The following is a 16620-nucleotide window of genomic DNA, read 5'->3' as shown; positions in this document are numbered from 1 at the left end:
AAGGGCGCGCCGGGCTGCCGCGGGCTACCGTGCCAAGCCCGCCGCGGCGCGCTACTCTTGGGCGATGACGACCGATTGCCAGTTCCAGCTCAACCGCGAAAGCGTCGCCCTGCGCGACACCGATCCCACCGAATCCCTGCTGCGCTGGCTCAAGCGCCGGCGCCTGGCCGGCACCAAGGAAGGCTGTGCCGACGGCGACTGCGGCGCCTGCACCGTCGCCCTGCTGGAGACCGATGCCGCCGGCAAGGCGCACTACCGGGCGGTCAACAGCTGCCTGCTGCCCATGGGCGCCCTGCCCGGCCGCTGCGTGTTCACGGTGGAAGCCCTGGCCGCGGACGAAACCTGCCTGCATCCGGTGCAGCAGGCCCTGGTCGACTGCGCCGGCTCGCAGTGCGGCTATTGCACGCCGGGCTTCGTCATGAGCCTGTTTGCCGGCTACTACGGCGGCGAACTGGACGACACCACCACCGAAGGCAATCTGTGCCGCTGCACCGGCTACCGGCCGATCCGCGCGGCGACGCAGCAGCTCGCCGCGCTGGCGCCCACGGCGGACCGCTTCAGCGCCGAACTGGAACACGCAGCACAGCCGGGCAGCGCCGCACTCGGCAGCTATTTCAGCCCGGCGACGGTAGATGAGGCGCTCGCCCTGCGCGCGCAGCACGCCGACGCGGCCTGGATAGGCGGCGGCACGGACCTGGGGGTGGAACTCAGCCACGGCAAGCGCGTCGCGCCGGTTTTCATCGCGCTGGACCGCATCGCCGAACTCAGGCAGTTGCACATCGGCGACGACGCCGTGCAGATCGGCGCCGGCGTCGCGCTGTCGGTGCTGGAAAGCCGTCTGGCCGGCCTGTTCCCGGCGCTGGACCAGATGCTGCCCTGGTTCGCCGCGCGTCAGGTGCGCAACCGCGCCACGCTGGGCGGCAATCTCGGCACGGCCTCGCCCATCGGCGACCTGCTGCCGGTACTGCTGGCGCTGGATGCGACGGTGCAGGTGCGCAGCCCGCAGGGCGCGCGCGATCTGGCCATCGCCGATTTCTTCCTCGACTACCGCAAGACCGCGCGCCAGCCCGAGGAACTGATCTGCGCCGTCACCCTGCCGCGGCGCGCGCACGTACTCAGCGCCGCGTACAAGGTGGCCAAGCGCCAGACCGACGACATCAGCATCGTCGCCGCCGCGTTCGCGCTGGAACTGGATGCGCAGCGCACGGTGCGGCATGCGCGCCTGGCCTACGGCGGCGTGGCCGCGATCCCACGGCGCGCCCGGCGCGTGGAAGACCTGCTGCTGGGCAAGGTGTTCGATCAGGCCCTGCTCGGCCAAGCCCTCGCCCTGCTGCGCGAGGAATTCCAGCCGCTCAGCGACCACCGCGCCGGCGCGGGCTACCGCCGCGCGCTCTGCGCCAGCCTGTTCGCCAAGTTCGCGGCCGAACACCTGCCCGGAGCCGCGCCATGAGCCGCAAGCACGAAAGCGCCGCCGGCCATGTCAGCGGCCGCGCCGTCTATACCGACGAACAGAATCCGCCCCTGGGCCTGCTCAGCCTGTGGCCGGTGCAGGCGCCGCACGCACATGCGCGCATCCTTGCGCTGGACACGGCCGCCGCCGCGGCCAGCCCCGGCGTGGTGCGCGTGCTGACTGCGGCCGACATCCCGGGCGAGAACGACACCGGCCCCATCCTGCACGACGAACCGCTGATTCCGGCCGACACGGTGCAGTTCCACGGCCAGGCCGTGGCCTGGGTCGTGGCCGAGGACGAAGCCGCCGCGCGCGCCGCCGCCGCTTTGGTAAAAGTGGACTATGAAGCCCTGCCCGCCTGCCTGGACATCGAGCAGGCCATCGCCGCGCAGGCCTTCCACCTGCCGCCGGCGCGGGTGCAGCGCGGCGACGCGGAACAGGCCCTGGCCGCGGCGCCGCTGCGCCTGCACGGCGAGGTGAAGATCGGCGGGCAGGATCATTTCTACCTGGAAACCCAGGCCAGCTGGGTGCAGATCGACGCCGAGGGCCTGGTCCAGGTCACCGCCTCCACCCAGCATCCCAGCGAGACCCAGCACATCGTCGCGCGCGTGCTCGGCCTGCCGGCCAACCGCGTGGTCTGCCGCTGCCTGCGCATGGGCGGCGGCTTCGGCGGCAAGGAGACCCAGGCGAATTCCTTCGCCGCCGTGGCCGCGCTGGCGGCCTGGCGCACCGGCCGGCCGGTGCGCATCAAGCTCAGCCGCCAGCTCGACATGCAGCTGACTGGCAAGCGCCATCCCTTCCTGGCCCGCTTCGAGGTCGGCTACGACAGCGACGGCCTGCTGCACGCGCTGCGCCTGGCGCTTTACGCCGACGGCGGCTGGAGCGCCGACCTGTCGCCGCCGGTGCTGATGCGCGCCATGGTGCATGTGGACAATGCCTACTACTGCCCGCACGTTGCGATCACCGGCCTGATCGCCAAGACCCACCTCGCCTCCAACACCGCCTTCCGCGGCTTCGGCGGCCCACAGGGCATGCTGGTCGGCGAGGAAATCCTCGCCCGCGTCGCCGGCGCGCTGCAGCTGCCGGCCGATCTGGTGCGCGAACGCAATTTCTACCGCGACGACGGCGACGGCGCGCGCAACCAGACGCCCTACGGCCAGCCGGTGGTGGACAACCACCTGCCGCAGCTGTGGCAGCAGCTCAAGCACGACAGCGACTACGCCGCCCGGCGCCTGGCCGTGGCCGCATTCAACGCGCAGCATTCCACGCGCAAGCGCGGCCTGGCCATCACGCCGGTCAAGTTCGGCATTTCCTTCAACAAGACCGAATACAACCAGGCCGGCGCACTGGTCCACATCTATACCGACGGCAGCATCCAGCTCAACCACGGCGGCACCGAGATGGGCCAGGGCCTGCATACCAAGATGCTGGCCGTGGCCGCGCGCGTGCTCGGCGTCAGCGATGCGCGCATCCGCATCATGGCCACCAGCACGGACAAGGTGCCCAATACCTCGGCCACCGCCGCCAGCAGCGGCTCGGATCTGAACGGCCAGGCGGTCAAGGCCGCCTGCGAAACCCTGCGCGCGCGCCTGACACCCGTCGCCGCGGCCATGCTCGGCGGCGAACCCGAGGCGGTGCGCTTCGCCGACGACGCGGTCTTCCTGGATACGCCCGGCAGCCCGCGCCTGGAGTTCGCCGAGGTGGCGCATGCGGCCTACAACGCACGCATCAGCCTCTCGGCCACCGGCTACTACCGCACGCCGGGCCTGAGCTGGGATCCGAAACAGGGCCGCGGCCATCCGTTCTACTACTACGCCTTCGGCGCGGCAGTGGCGGAAGTGGAAGTATGCGGTTTTACCGGAGTACACACCTTGCGCCGGGTCGACCTGCTGCACGACGTCGGCGATTCGCTGGCCGAAGGCATAGACCGCGGCCAGATCGAAGGCGGCTTCGTGCAGGGCCTGGGCTGGCTGACCTGCGAGGAACTGCGCTGGAACGCCGCCGGCCGCCTGCTCACCGACGCGCCCAGCACCTACAAGATCCCCACCCTGGGCGAAGTGCCGCAGGATTTCCGCGTCGGCCTGTTCCGCCGCCGTCGTGAACCCAGCACGTCGGTGATCTTCGGCAGTAAGGGTGTGGGCGAGCCGCCGCTGATGCTGGCGCTGAGCGTGCGCGAGGCATTGCGCGATGCCGTCGCCGCCTTCGCCGCGGTGCCGGCCGCGGTCACGCTGGCATCGCCGGCTACGCCGGAAGCCGTGTTCCTGGCGATAGAAAGCGTGCGCGGCACGGCGGCCGCCGGCGCGCCCGCGGCCGCCACTGCGGAAGCCTGAATCCATGGATGAGGCGCTGTTTTCCTGCCTGGCGCAGTGGCTGGCGGCAGAACCCGTCGTACTGGCCACGGTGACCGCGACCCGCGGCGCCACGCCGCGCAAGGCCGGCAGCCGCATGCTGATCGCGCGGGGCCGCACCGCCTGGAGCGTCGGCGGCGGCCTGGCCGAGGCGCGCGTGACCGCCGCCGCGCGGCAGCTGCTGTCGTCCGACGGCCTTGGCGAGTCGCTGGAAATCGATCTCGGCGGCGGCAGCGGCGCGGCCGGCATCTGCGGCGGCAGCATGCAGCTGGAGCTGCGGCGCTGGCACGGCGCGGCGGATCTGGCGCTGGCGCAGCGGATCGCGGGGCAGCTGCAGGCCGGCCATGCGGCTGCGCTGCCCGCGGAAACAGCCGGCGCCGTGCAATGGCTGCGGCCCAATCCGCGCCTGCTGATCGTCGGCGCCGGCCATTGCGGCGCGGCTTTGTACCAGCTCGCGCGCCAGCTCGATTTCAATATCTGGATCTTCGATTCCCGCGGCGAAGTCGCCGATCCCGCCCTGTTTGCCGGCGCCACCGTGTTCAGCGGCGACTACGCCCGGCTGGCAATGGCGCTGGACACCGGACGCACCGTGGACGCGGTACTGCTCAACCGCGATTTCCACGCCGACATCGCCACACTGGACGTGCTCTGCCACCGCCCGCCGCGCTTCATCGGCATGATGGGCAGCCGCCGGCGCATACGCGAAGTGGTCGAGGCCCTGCCGCACCACGCCGCCGCACTGCAGCGGCTTCAGGCGCCCGTCGGCATCGAGATCCAGGCCGAGACGCCGCAGGAAATCGCGGTCAGCATACTGGCGCAGCTGATCCAGGTGCGGCGGGCGGGCTGAGAACCGCCGCGGATCTGCGTGCGCGACAGAGGCGCTTCCGCCTCAGAGCCGGTGTCGATGCTTCAGAAAAGCAGCTCGCCGCGGACTCATCCCGGCGGCGCTGCAGCGGGCGGTTGCGCCGCCCGGCAGCGGCTGTGCCGGCAGGCCGGTTCCTCACCGCCCCATCGCCACAAAACCCGCACCTCGCCGCACAAGGCCGCAGGGTGGAAAAAGTTGCATCGCCCCTGAGAGATCGCGGTGTCTCAGGACACTAGGAAAGGCACGGGCAGCCGCTCGACAGGGGAGGAAAGGCCATGATCCGGGTCATGCTGGTTGCCGCTGCGCTGGTGCTCACGGGCTGCGCCGGTGTTTTCAATCCGTACGTGAAGCCGGAGCTGGACCAGCGCCGGTTGTTCGAGGTGCCGGCCGATCCGGCCGACAGGAGCGGGGCCAATCTCGGCTGCGCCGAACTGGAGCCGCAGTTGTGCGAGGCGCTGCTGCTGGCGGAAGGCTACCGGCTGGCCTATCTGCGCGCCGCCGCCAACCAGCAGAAGTTCCGCAGCGGCATCGCACTGACCGGACTGGCCGCCGCGACGGCGACGCTCTACTACGGCCTGAGCGGGCGCGAAGTCTTCAAGGACCGCGTGCTGCGGCTGGGCACCCTGGGCGCCGCCAGTTATGCGACCGGCACTTATTTTTCGTCCAGCCCACGCCAGCAGGTCTATCTGCACGGGGCCACGGCGATGAGCTGCGCGGTGATCGCCGCGGCGCCGCTGATGGTGCCCAGGGGCCGCGCCGCCGCGCTGCGCGACGATCTTGCCAGGCTCGCCGGCGCGCTGGCGAGTGACAGTGAGCGAAGCCGCAGTGTCACGGCCTCGGCGAAAATGCTCGACGCAATTGCCGCGGGCGAGAATGCCTACCGGGACGGCACGGTGATGCAGGCCAATTTGCTGCGCTCGGGCTTCGTGCTGCACGCGCGCATCGCGTTACTGGCGAACGAAGTCAACAAGCAGGTGCTGGCGCAGCTGCCCGATCTGGCCAGCCTCTACGCGCTGGCGGGCTCGATGTCCGGCTTCGCGCAAGGGTTCGGCAGCGGCCGGCTCGCGGCGCCCGCGGCGGTGCCGGCACCGGACGGCGCGACACCTGCAGACCTGGCAGCACGGGGCATGAACGTGCGGGGCAGCGACAAAAGCGATCCGTCCCGGGAACTGCTCGACGCCACCGCCGCCGTGCAGCAGCACCTGCAGTTCGCCAGCGTCGCCGCGCAATCGTTCGACGAAGTCGGCGCCTGCAACCCGGACGGCATCGCGGACAATTTCAAGGTCGAACCGGGCGATGCCACGGTCACCGTCGAGGCGGGCAAGACCTTCGATTTCCTGGTCACCGACGAACGCGGCCATCCCAGCGCGAAGCTGAGCGGCGACAGCGTGGGGAATGTCGAGCTGCAGCCGGTGCACAGCATCGAGGACAACAGCAGCAAGTACAAAGTCGTGGTCAAGGGCCGGAAAGCCACCGGCAGCAAGGGCCCGACCTTGCTGATCCGCGAGTCCAACGGCGTCAAGGTGGTCGCGGTCACCGTGATGGTTTCCGCCCCGGCAGCTCCGGCCGACGCCGACGACGCGCCCGCGGCTCCGGCAAAGAACAGCCCTGCCGCGCCCCGCGCCGGCGAGGATGCGGGTTTCCTGCAGAATCCGCTGCACATACTCGCCGTGCAATGCACCGTGGGCGCGGAGAAACCCGATTGCCTCATGGGCCGCAAGACGCGCGCGGCGATCAAGGCATACAAGGAACGGATCAATCCGGGCACGCCGCAGGACGACTCCGCCGACGCGGCGCTGCTCGCCCTCGCGGGCAAGCGCAAGCTGGACATCGCCGCCTGCTCGGCGAAGACGTACGACTGCGGCGAGCCGTGATGCCGCTGCGCGCCCCGCGCTTCACGGCGCGGGGCGCTTGCGGGCGCGAACCGGACCGACCGCGGCGCCCCGCGCCCTGCCGGATCCGGCCCGGTGCCGCCATCGGACGTCTGGCGCCCGACCGCGGCGGCGCGCGTGAACTGTCTCCCGCGTCCACCGCGGCGGATGCCCGCGCTATCCTCGCCCCATGCGCTCACTTACGACGGTCCGGCTGCTGTTGGGCTACGGCGGCCTTGCCGCGCTGGTGCTGGCCTGTCTGTGGCTGGTCAGCCTCGCGCCGTTGCGCCTGGGCTGGGGCCGCGAGCTGGTCGGCGCGGCGATAGCGACGGTCGCGCTGTGCGTGGGGCTGCACCTGGCGCGGAAGCCGCAGGTTCCGGCGCCGGCAGCGCAGCCGCCGGTGGCGATCTCCGCCGCCGAACCGCAAGACAGCGCCGAGCCCGAGGCCGTCCCTGTCGCCCCGCCAGACGCTACCGGCGTCCCGCCACTGTCCGGCTCCGCCGCCGGAGCAGCGGGTACGGCCAGCCAACTCAGCCAGCGCGAGCGCGAAGTGCTGCACTGGCTGGCCCAGGGCCTGAGCAACAAGGAAATCGCGCGCACGCTGTCGCTGTCGGAAAACACCGTCAAGACGCACCTGGCCAATGTCTACGCCAAGCTCGGCGTGGGCCGGCGCACCGAGGCGCTGAAGGTGGCGCGGCAGCAGGGGCTGGCCTGATTGAAGCGGGCGTGGCGCGCCGACCGGACCCGGTCAGCGCCGTCCCGGCCCGGATCGCGCCGGTTTTCACCCGCCACCCGTACGTGAATCACCCGTCCGGGCGATGCCGCCCGCCCCTGCTCCGCGGCTACCCTGCAGCCACTTTCCATCACCGGAGCAAGCCCGATGAACACCTGTCTGCGCTACGGCCTGATCGGCGGCGTGCTGATTGCCGTCCTGCTGTTCGCCCCGTACTTCCTGTTCGGCACGCGGCCGGAGTGGATGAAGGTCGGCGAGATCGTCGGCTACGCCAGCATGTTCCTGTGCATGAGCTGCGCCTACTTCGCCATGCGCCGCGAAGCCGAGCGCCGCGGCGGACTGGGTTTCGGCGCCGCGCTGGCCGTAGGCGCCGGCACCAGCCTGGTCGCCGGCCTGCTGTTCGGCCTGGCGACCTGGCTGTTCTACGCCCTGGCCGGCGACGCCCTGCCCGAGGCCCTGATCGCGTTCTACGCCGCGCAGATCCGCGATTCCGGCGCCGCGCCGGCGGCCATCGCCCGTCAATTGCAGGAACTGGAAGCCATGCGGCCCTTCTTCTACAACTACCCGCTGCAGGCTGCGGTGATGGCGGCGACGGTGTTTCTGATCGGCCTTCTTATCAGTGTGCCGGGTGCGGTGCTGGTCGCGCGGTGGAAGAAGTCGGGGTAAGGGGATTCGGGAGTGGGAAGAACGGGGCCGGCCTGGATCCGGGAGCGGGAGGGCGCTGCGCACACGCGGAATTCACATCGGTGGCGTTTGTGACACAACGCCACCGCGCCGGCTGCCGCACGCCGGGGTAGAACCGCCATACTCCGGCCCTGTTCGCGCTTTCCGGCAGGGAGTCCGCCCGTGTACTTCAATTCGCTCGACTATCCCATCGTCATCATCGACGGCGACTACGATTCGCCGCGCATCAACGGCATCCTGATCCGCGCCCTGGCCGAGGAAATCCGCGCCCACGGCCAGCGCGTGCTGACCGGCCTGACCATGGACGACGCCGAGGCCGGCGCCCGCGCCTACAACGCCGCCTCGGCGGTGATGATCTCCATTGACGGCAGCGAAGACAGTGCGCACCAGTTCGACCGCCTGCACGCCCTGCTGGAAACGCAGCTGGTCGTGCGCGACAACCTGCCCATCTTCCTCTACGGCGAACGCCGCACGGTGGAGCAGATCCCGACCAAGCTGCTGAGCATGGTGCACGGCTTCACCTTCCTGTTCGAGGACACCAAGAGCTTCATCGCGCGCCAGGTGCTGCGCGCCGCCGACGAATACATGAACAACCTGCTGCCGCCGTTCTTCAAGGCGCTGATCACCCATGCGGCGCAGTCGAACTATTCCTGGCACACGCCCGGCCACGGTGGCGGCGTGGCTTTCACCAAGTCGGCGGTGGGCCGCGCCCTGCACCAGTTCTTCGGCGAGAACACTTTGCGCAGCGATCTTTCCGTCTCGGTGCCGGAACTGGGCTCGCTGCTGGACCACACGGGGCCCATCAAGGCCGCCGAGAACGAGGCCGCGCGCAATTTCGGCGCCGACCACACCTTCTTCGTCACCAACGGCACCTCGACCTCGAACAAGATCATCTGGCATGCGACCGTGGCCCGCGGCGACATCGTCTTCGTCGACCGCAACTGCCACAAATCGCTGCTGCATGCGCTGATCATGACCGGCGCGGTGCCGGTCTATTTCCGCCCCAGCCGCAACGCCCACGGCATCATCGGGCCCATCAGCCTGGACCAGTTCAGCCCCGCCGCCATGGCCCGCGCCATTGCCGCCAATCCGCTGGCGCGCAAGGCGGCGAAGAAGGCCGCGCGCGGTGCGCGGCCGCGCATCGCCGTGGTCACCAATTCCACCTACGACGGCCTGTGCTACAACGCCGAGAAGATCGCCGAGGACATCGGCGACGGCGTGGACTACCTGCATTTCGACGAAGCCTGGTACGCCTACGCCGCCTTCCACGAGCTGTATGAAAACCACTACGCCATGGCCAAGGGCAAGCCGCGCGAGCAGGACGCGGTCATCTTCGCCACCCATTCCACTCACAAGCTGCTGGCGGCGTTCTCGCAAGCCTCGATGATCCACGCGCGCAACGGCCGCGGCCGCGCGCTGGACGTGGAGCGCTTCAACGAAGCCTACATGATGCACACCTCCACATCGCCGCATTACGGCCTGATCGCCTCCTGCGACATCGCCTCGCGCATGATGCGCGGCCGTGCCGGGCGCAGCCTGGTCGAGCAGATGCACAAGGAGGCCATCGCCTTCCGCCGCGCCATGCTGCATGTCGGCGGCGAGCTGGAAGATCACGACTGGTGGTTCGAGGTGTGGGAGCCGGAATCGCTGCATACACGTTTTGAACAGGGCGAGCGCGCCGCCGTGCCGGTGTCCACGCGCCAGGACGACTGGAAGCTGGAACCCGGCGCCGCCTGGCACGGCTTCGGCGAGCTGCCGCGGGACTATGTGCTGATCGACCCGATCAAGGTCACCCTGCTCACGCCGGGTCTGTCCATGGACGGGCGCCTGGGCAAGACCGGCATTCCCGCCTGCGTCGTCAGCCGCTTCCTCTGGGGCCGCGGCATCACGGTGGAAAAGACCAATCTGTATTCGTTCCTGGTGCTGTTCTCGCTGGGCATCACCAAGGGCAAATGGAGCACGCTGACCACCGAGCTGCTGGCGTTCAAGGATCTCTACGACGCCAACGCGCCGCTGGCCGATGCGCTGCCGCACCTGGTCGAGGAACACCCGCAGGCCTATGCCGGCATGGGCCTGCACGACCTGTGCAGCGCGCTGCACGCCTTCAACAAGACGCACAAGGTGCCCACGGTGATGCGCGACATGTACGTGGACCTGCCCGAGCCGGCCATGATCCCGGCCGAGGCCTACGACTGCCTGGTGCGCGGCGAAGTCGAGCGGGTGGAGATCGACAAGCTCGAAGGCCGCATCGCCGCAACCATGCTGGTGCCGTATCCGCCGGGCATTCCCACCATCATGCCGGGCGAACGCTTCGGCGCGCGCGACTCGGCCATCCTCGAATCGCTGCGCATCGCACGGGCGCAGAACCGCCAGTTTCCCGGCTTCGAGTCGGATATCCACGGACTGATCGCGGAGCAGACTCCCGCAGGCCCGCGCTATCTGGTCGAAGTGCTCAAGCAGTGAGGCCGGCCCCATGGATACGCTGCAGGAACAGCGCCAGCTGCGCCTTTCCATCGTTGCCACCTTCATCGTCGGCGCGACCTGCGTCGCCGCCGGCCTGATCCTGCGTTCCCAGGCGCTGGCCTTCGACGGCTTCTATTCGCTGATCGACGTGGTGCTGACCACCGCCGCGCTGGCAGTGTCGCGCCTGGTCGCCAGCGGCGGCAGCCGGCGCTTCCAGTTCGGCCACTGGCATCTGGAACCGCTGATCGTGGTATTCAATTCCGCGGTGATGGCGACCACCTGCGCCTATGCCGCGGTCAGCGCCCTGCAGGACCTGATCGACGGCGGCCATGATTTCGCCTTCGGCGCCGGCGCGGCCTGGGCGGGCCTGGTCGGCGTGTTCAGCCTGGCCATGGCCGCCCGCCTGCGCCGCAAGGGGCGCCAGCTCAAGTCCACGCTGCTGGCCCTGGATGCGCGCGGCTGGCTGATCGGCGGCTGCATCAATTTCGCCGTGCTGCTGGGCTTCGCCCTGGCCGCGCTGTTCGCCGGCAGCGGCCTGGCGCACTGGAATCGCTACATCGACTCCGGCGTGCTGCTGGCGTTGACCCTGGGCCTGCTGCCGCTGCCCCTGGCCAGCCTGGGCCGTGCCCTGCGCGAAGTGCTGCAACTGGCACCCGATGCGCTGGACGCCAAGGTGCGCACGGTGATGGACGCCGTGGTCGCCGCGCGCGGCTATCTCGGCTACCAGAGCTATGTGGCCAAGGTCGGGCGCATGCGTTTCATCGACATCGTCATCCTGCTGCCCGCCGACGCGGCGCTGGGGCGCATGGCCGACATCGACAGCGTGCGCGCCGAGATCGCCGCCCAGCTGGGCAGCGATATCCGCGCCGAATGGCTGACCATCGTGTTCACCGCGCGGCGCGAGTGGCTCTGAGCTGCCGCAGCGGCCGGCCCGGCGGTACGCTTCCGGCCGCCCGATGAAAAATTCTTCATCCGCGCGCCGCGGCCGCGAATTGCACGCGGCCGCGGCGCGCGGGAATATGGGCGCCCCGCCCTGCCGCCGCCCGTCCCGTCCATGCCCCGCGTGCTCACCATCGAAGATGACACCGTGACGGCGCGGGAAATCGTGGCGGAACTGACCCGCCGCGGCCTCAGCGTGGACTGGGCCGACAACGGCCGCGCCGGCTTCGAGCGCGCCCGTGACGGCGCCTACGACGCCATCACCCTGGACCGCATGCTGCCGGAGCTGGACGGCTTGGCCCTGGTCACGCGCCTGCGCGAAAGCGGCGTGCAGACGCCGGTGCTGATGATCAGCGCGCTGTCGGACGTGGACGAGCGCGTGCGCGGCTTGCGCGCCGGCGGCGACGACTACCTGACCAAGCCCTTCAGCCCCGACGAGATGGCCGCGCGGGTGGAAGTGCTGCTGCGCCGCCACGGCCAGGCCGCGCGCGAGACCACGCTGCGCGTGGCCGACCTGGAGCTGGACCTGATCGGCCGCGTCGCGCGCCGCGGCGGGGTGGAACTGGAACTGCTGCCGACCGAATTCCGCCTGCTCGAATTCCTGGTGCGGCAGAGCGGCCAGGTGCTGACCCGCACCATGATCTTTGAAGCCGTCTGGGGCTATCACTTCGACCCCGGCACCAATGTCATCGAAGTGCACATAGGCCGCCTGCGCCGCAAGATCGACCCGCCCGGCAGCGCGGCGCTGATCCGCACGGTGCGCGGCTCGGGATATCTGCTTGAAGCTGACTGATCTGTGGCGCTCCAGCAGCAGCCGCCTGCTGCTGGTCTATGGCGGCCTGTTCGCGCTGTGGTGCGCGGCCCTGGTGGGCGTTATCCAGTGGAATACCACGCGCTACCTGTCCAACGTGGTCGACATCAAGCTCGACAACATCACCGGCTATTTCCGCACTATCGACCGCTCGCGCCTGCCCGAGGCCATGGCGGTGACGCAGTCGCTGGATTTGCGCGACGTGATTTCCTACGGCCTGTTCGACGGCGCCGGCAGGTTGCTGGAAGGCAATCTCGCGCGCATTCCGCCGGATCTGCCGCTGGATGAAAAAGTCCACCTGCTGCGCGACGGCGTGCAGCGCGTGCAGGGCCACCATCCGCGCCGCGCCCGCGCCATCGCCGTGCACCTGACCAGCGGCGAGCTGCTGGTGCTGGCGCGCGACACCAGCGTGGTCGACGCGGTCGGCGCCATCATCCAGCGCGCCGCGCTGTGGGGCCTGCCGCTGATCGTGCTGCCGGGCCTCGTCGGCGCGCTGCTGCTGAGCCGCCAGCCGCTGCGCCGCGTGCGCCATATCGAGACCGCGGTACAGCCCATTATGCGCGGCGATCTGCGCCAGCGCCTGCCGGTATCGCCGCGCCGCGACGAACTGGACCTGCTCGCCGGCATCGTCAACACCATGCTGGCCGAGATCGAGCGGCTGATGGGCGAGGTCAAGGGCGTCTGCGACAACATCGCCCACGACCTGCGCACGCCGCTGACCCGGCTGCGCGCCCAGCTGCATGCGCTGCAGCACGAAACCCCGCCCGCAGACGCGCGCCACGCCCTGATCGAACGCACCATCGCCGATGCCGACGCCCTGCTCGACCGTTTCCGCGCCCTGCTGCGCATCTCCGAGCTGGAGGACATGCACCGCCGCGCCGGCTTCGACCAGGTCGACCTGATCGCGACGCTCAAGCATGTGGGCGAGATCTACGCGCCGCTGGCCGAGGACCGCCAGATCAGCTTCAGCCTGGAAACGCCCGCCGCCGTGCCCGGCGTGCGTGGCGATCCGCACCTGGTATTCGAGGCGCTTTCCAACCTGGTGGACAACGCGATCAAGTTCACCCCGCCCCAGGGCAAGGTGCGCGTGCGCACCACCCTGGAGGCGCAGGGACCGCGCATCGACGTGATCGACAACGGCCCGGGCATCCGCGCCTGCGACCGCGGCGCAGTGGTGCAGCGTTTCTACCGCGGCGCCACCGCCCAGGCCGAGGCCGGCCAGGGCCTGGGCCTGGCCATCGTCGCGGCCATCGTGCGGCTGCACAGTTTCCGCCTGGAGATCGGCGAATGCGCCGGCGGCGGCGCCAAGGTGTCGCTGTTGTGCTGGGCGGCGGTGGACTGACAGCACGCGGCGACGTGGGCGATCCGCCAGCGCAGATTGCAATGCCGGCCCCGGCTCGCCGCTACCGCTGCGGCAGCGGCCGGGCGGCGGCATCGCCGCCTGGCAGCGCCGGCGGCAGCGGCGCGCCCGTACCGCCGCGGACTGTCGCTCCGGTACGGCGTTGCCGGCTTCCGTGCCCGCCCCAGGCCCGGCTCTGCGCGGCGGCCAGACGGCCGCGGATGAAGCCGGCCTCAGCCATGCAGACTGGCGACGCCAATCCTTACGGCCCCCCGGCGCCGGCCGCGCCGGCCCGCCCCACGCCCGCCGGCGCCCTGCGCTGCGCAAAATAAGTCAGCACTATCAAACACCTGCAAGAAAAATAAATTTCCTAGAAATTCTTCAATGCCACTCCACGCCGAAGCACCCATGCTCGGGTGATTCCCACCCGGCCAACGGCACCCGCGGTCCGGCGGCGGAGGGGAAGCCGGCCAGGACGCCTGCGCCGGGCCGCGGCGCTGAGCTGCCGCGGCTCCGAAAGCCGAGTGGATAGAACGGCGCGACCTGCCGGGGGGCAGCGACCGCGCGCCGACATGACGGCAGGCGCCGGCGGAACGGCAACACGCGAACAACGACCGAATGACTTTCCCACCGGATGCGCCGGACGCCGGCGCACGGAACACCGGCCGCAGCGGGGCGGCCGGCGCATCCGGTGGGCCCACTCCGGCGGCGGCGCCGCCGCCGCCGGAATCCAACGCCGCTGCACGCCATCACGGGGGTGGTGCATGCATAGGCCGCAGTCGACACCACCGAGGGAATGTCCACATGCGTAAGTCATTGTTTATCGGCATCACGCTCGCCTTGTCATTTTCGGCTCACGCCGCCGACGAGCGATGCCTGGTCAGCTTCGCCGGCGCCGAGCAGGATGTGTGCTCCGGCAAGGTCACCATGATCAACCCGGCGTTGCAGGAACTGGGCAATGTCGATCTGTACAAGAATTCCGATCTGCGCCTGATCAAGTTCAGCGGTCCGATCAGCGACAGCACCCGCCGCTCGGTGGAACAGCTCGGCGCACAGATCATCGGCTATGCACCGCACTACGCCTACATCGTGCGCATGAGTCCGGACGCGAGCACCCGGCTGAACGGCATGCGCGGCGTGATCTGGCACGGCCCGTTCCTGCCGGCCTTCAAGATCGATCCGAACGTGGCGGTGGAACTGCGCGACGGCAACATCGTGCGCGAAGGCGAGATCCAGGAACTGGTCATCAGCCTCAACAGCAACAGCGACCGCAGCAGCGTGCAGGCGCGCCTTGCCAGCACGCCGGGCCTGAGCTTCACCAGCACGGTGGAAGCCGGCAACGAAACCCGCCTGCTCGCGCGCTTCGAGCGCGCCCAGCTGCAGCAGGCCGTGCTGCAGCTGGCGCAGGATCCGGGCGTGTCGGCAATCGGCTTCCGCTGGCCCATGCGCCTGCTGAACTCGCAGGCCGACTGGCTGCACCAGAGCAATGTGAACTCGCCCTCGCCGCTGCTGCCGGTGTTCAACCGCGGCCTGTACGGCTGCGGCCAGATCATCGGCGAGCTGGATACCGGCATCCACATGGCGCACTGCTCGTTCAACGATCCGGCGCAGACCACCCCGGTGGTGAACTGCACCAGCGGCGCCAGCTGCGCGCCGATCGCCAGCCCGAACAACAATGCGCGCAAGGTGATCGCGTACTACAAGTGGTCCGGCCTGACCGGCACCACGCCGACCGACAACCACGGTCACGGTACCCACGTCGCCGGCTCCATCGCCGGCAACAACAGCGCCAATCCGGTGGACTGCAACACCTTCACCACCCCGGGCGGCAACACCGACCTGGACGGCACCGCCCCCGGCGCCAAGCTGGTGATGCAGGAATCCGGCGGCGACCTGGCCTATCTCAACAGCCACGGCGGCAATCCGTACCACGCCGCCAACACGGCCTACAGCAACGGCGCGCGCCTGCACAGCAACTCCTGGGGCGGCGGCTGCGTCAACCAGCTCGGCCAGTACATCTCCGGCTGTACCGTCACCTATGACGCCCAGGCCCGCGACGCCGACAACGTCACCCGCGACCGCAGCGACCTGGTGCTGCTGTTCGCCGCCGGCAATGACGGCAGCATCGCCCCGGCCGGCTACAACGTCGGCAGCCCGGGCAACGCCAAGAACGTGATCACCGTCGGCGCCACCATGCGCGGCACGTCGGCCAGCGCCATGGCCAGCTTCTCCTCGCGCGGCCCGACCAACGACGCCCGCACCAAGCCCGACATCACCGCCCAGGGCAACGGCATCATCTCCGCCGCGCGCAACGCCTGCGGCACGCTGAGCATGAGCGGCACCTCCATGGCCACGCCGACCGCCGCCGGTCTCGCCGCCCTGGTGCGCGAATACCTGCAGCGCGGCTTCTATCCCAGCGGCCAGAAGAACGCCGCCGACGCCATCGCCAATCCGTCCGGCGCGCTGATCAAGGCCATCCTGATCAACGGCGCGATGCCGATGACCGGCAGCGGCGCCGGCACCTCGCCGGGCCAGTCGCAGGGCTGGGGCCGCATCCTGCTCGACGACTCGCTGTACTTCAACGGCGACGGCCTGCGCCTGTACGTGCACGATGCGCCGACCGGCCTGCAGACCAGCGGCGTGGACACCCACACCCTCAACGTCGCCGCCGGCCAGCCGCTGAATGTCACGCTGACCTGGACCGACGTCGCCGCCGCGGTCAACGCCAACCCGGCCCTGGTCAACAGCCTGCGCCTGGAAGTGGTCGCGCCCAACGGCGATGTGTGGACGCAGAAGCTGCCGTCCGGCGTCAGCGTCAGCAACGCCAATCCGAGCCAGAGCACCACGACCACCAACTACGACAACCGCAACAACGTCCACCGCATCAGCTTCGCCAGCCCGGCCGCCGGCACCTACACCGTGCGCGTGCGCGGCATCAACGTGCCGACCGGCCCGCAGAAGTACGCGCTGGCCGCCAGCGGCGCCTTCACCACGGGCACCACCAACGTGCCGCCGGTGGCGAACTTCAGCAGCAGCACCAGCGGCCTGACGGCGAACTTCACCGACAGCTCCACTGATTCCGACGGCAGCATCGTCTCGCGCAGCTGGAACTTCGGC

11 protein-coding genes are annotated in these 16620 nt (G+C 69.9%); all 11 read left to right on the top strand.

Annotated features, from left to right (window positions below):
* The first annotated feature begins 64 nt into the window (after positions 1-64).
* Entirely contained in the window at positions 65-1450 is a 1386-nt protein-coding gene (gene xdhA / locus NM961_RS18815) for a xanthine dehydrogenase small subunit (protein WP_255915958.1), read from the top strand.
* The gene (gene xdhB, locus NM961_RS18810) at positions 1447-3780 is read left to right on the top strand and encodes a xanthine dehydrogenase molybdopterin binding subunit (RefSeq protein ID WP_255915957.1); all 2334 of its coding nucleotides are present in this window, start codon (positions 1447-1449) and stop codon (positions 3778-3780) included. Before xdhA ends, xdhB begins: the two co-directional genes overlap by 4 nt.
* A 4-nt stretch (positions 3781-3784) precedes the next feature.
* Positions 3785-4645 (top strand): XdhC family protein, encoded by an 861-nt coding sequence (locus NM961_RS18805; protein ID WP_255915956.1) that lies wholly within the window; start codon positions 3785-3787, stop codon positions 4643-4645.
* A gap of 293 nt (positions 4646-4938) precedes the next feature.
* Positions 4939-6537: a hypothetical protein gene (locus NM961_RS18800; RefSeq protein WP_255915955.1), complete on the top strand. Its 1599-nt coding sequence runs from the start codon at positions 4939-4941 to the stop codon at positions 6535-6537.
* Between the two features lie 187 nt (positions 6538-6724).
* Positions 6725-7249 (top strand): helix-turn-helix transcriptional regulator, encoded by a 525-nt coding sequence (locus tag NM961_RS18795; protein WP_255915954.1) that lies wholly within the window; start codon positions 6725-6727, stop codon positions 7247-7249.
* Between the two features lie 165 nt (positions 7250-7414).
* A complete protein-coding gene (locus tag NM961_RS18790; RefSeq protein WP_255915953.1) occupies positions 7415-7933 on the top strand; it encodes a DUF4199 domain-containing protein in 519 nt (172 codons plus the stop codon).
* Positions 7934-8113: 180 nt separating this feature from the next.
* On the top strand, positions 8114-10414 hold the full coding sequence (locus tag NM961_RS18785) for an Orn/Lys/Arg family decarboxylase (protein ID WP_255915952.1): 2301 nt from the start codon (positions 8114-8116) through the stop codon (positions 10412-10414).
* A gap of 10 nt (positions 10415-10424) precedes the next feature.
* Positions 10425-11327: a cation diffusion facilitator family transporter gene (locus NM961_RS18780; protein ID WP_255915951.1), complete on the top strand. Its 903-nt coding sequence runs from the start codon at positions 10425-10427 to the stop codon at positions 11325-11327.
* 141 nt (positions 11328-11468) lie between these two features.
* Positions 11469-12146 carry a response regulator transcription factor gene (locus NM961_RS18775; RefSeq protein WP_255915950.1) on the top strand — a complete coding sequence of 226 codons (678 nt, stop codon included), beginning with the start codon at positions 11469-11471 and terminating at the stop codon, positions 12144-12146.
* The gene (locus NM961_RS18770; RefSeq protein WP_255915949.1) at positions 12133-13506 is read left to right on the top strand and encodes a sensor histidine kinase; all 1374 of its coding nucleotides are present in this window, start codon (positions 12133-12135) and stop codon (positions 13504-13506) included. Before NM961_RS18775 ends, NM961_RS18770 begins: the two co-directional genes overlap by 14 nt.
* Positions 13507-14307: 801 nt before the next feature.
* Positions 14308-16620, top strand: a 2313-nt coding sequence (locus tag NM961_RS18765; RefSeq protein WP_255915948.1) for a S8 family serine peptidase, incomplete at its 3' end; no start/stop codon positions are given.

This window comes from Tahibacter harae, assembly GCF_024437735.1.
GTDB lineage: Bacteria > Pseudomonadota > Gammaproteobacteria > Xanthomonadales > Rhodanobacteraceae > Tahibacter > Tahibacter harae.
Note: the sequence above shows the minus strand (reverse complement) of the source record. Positions and strands in the feature narration are given on the sequence as shown.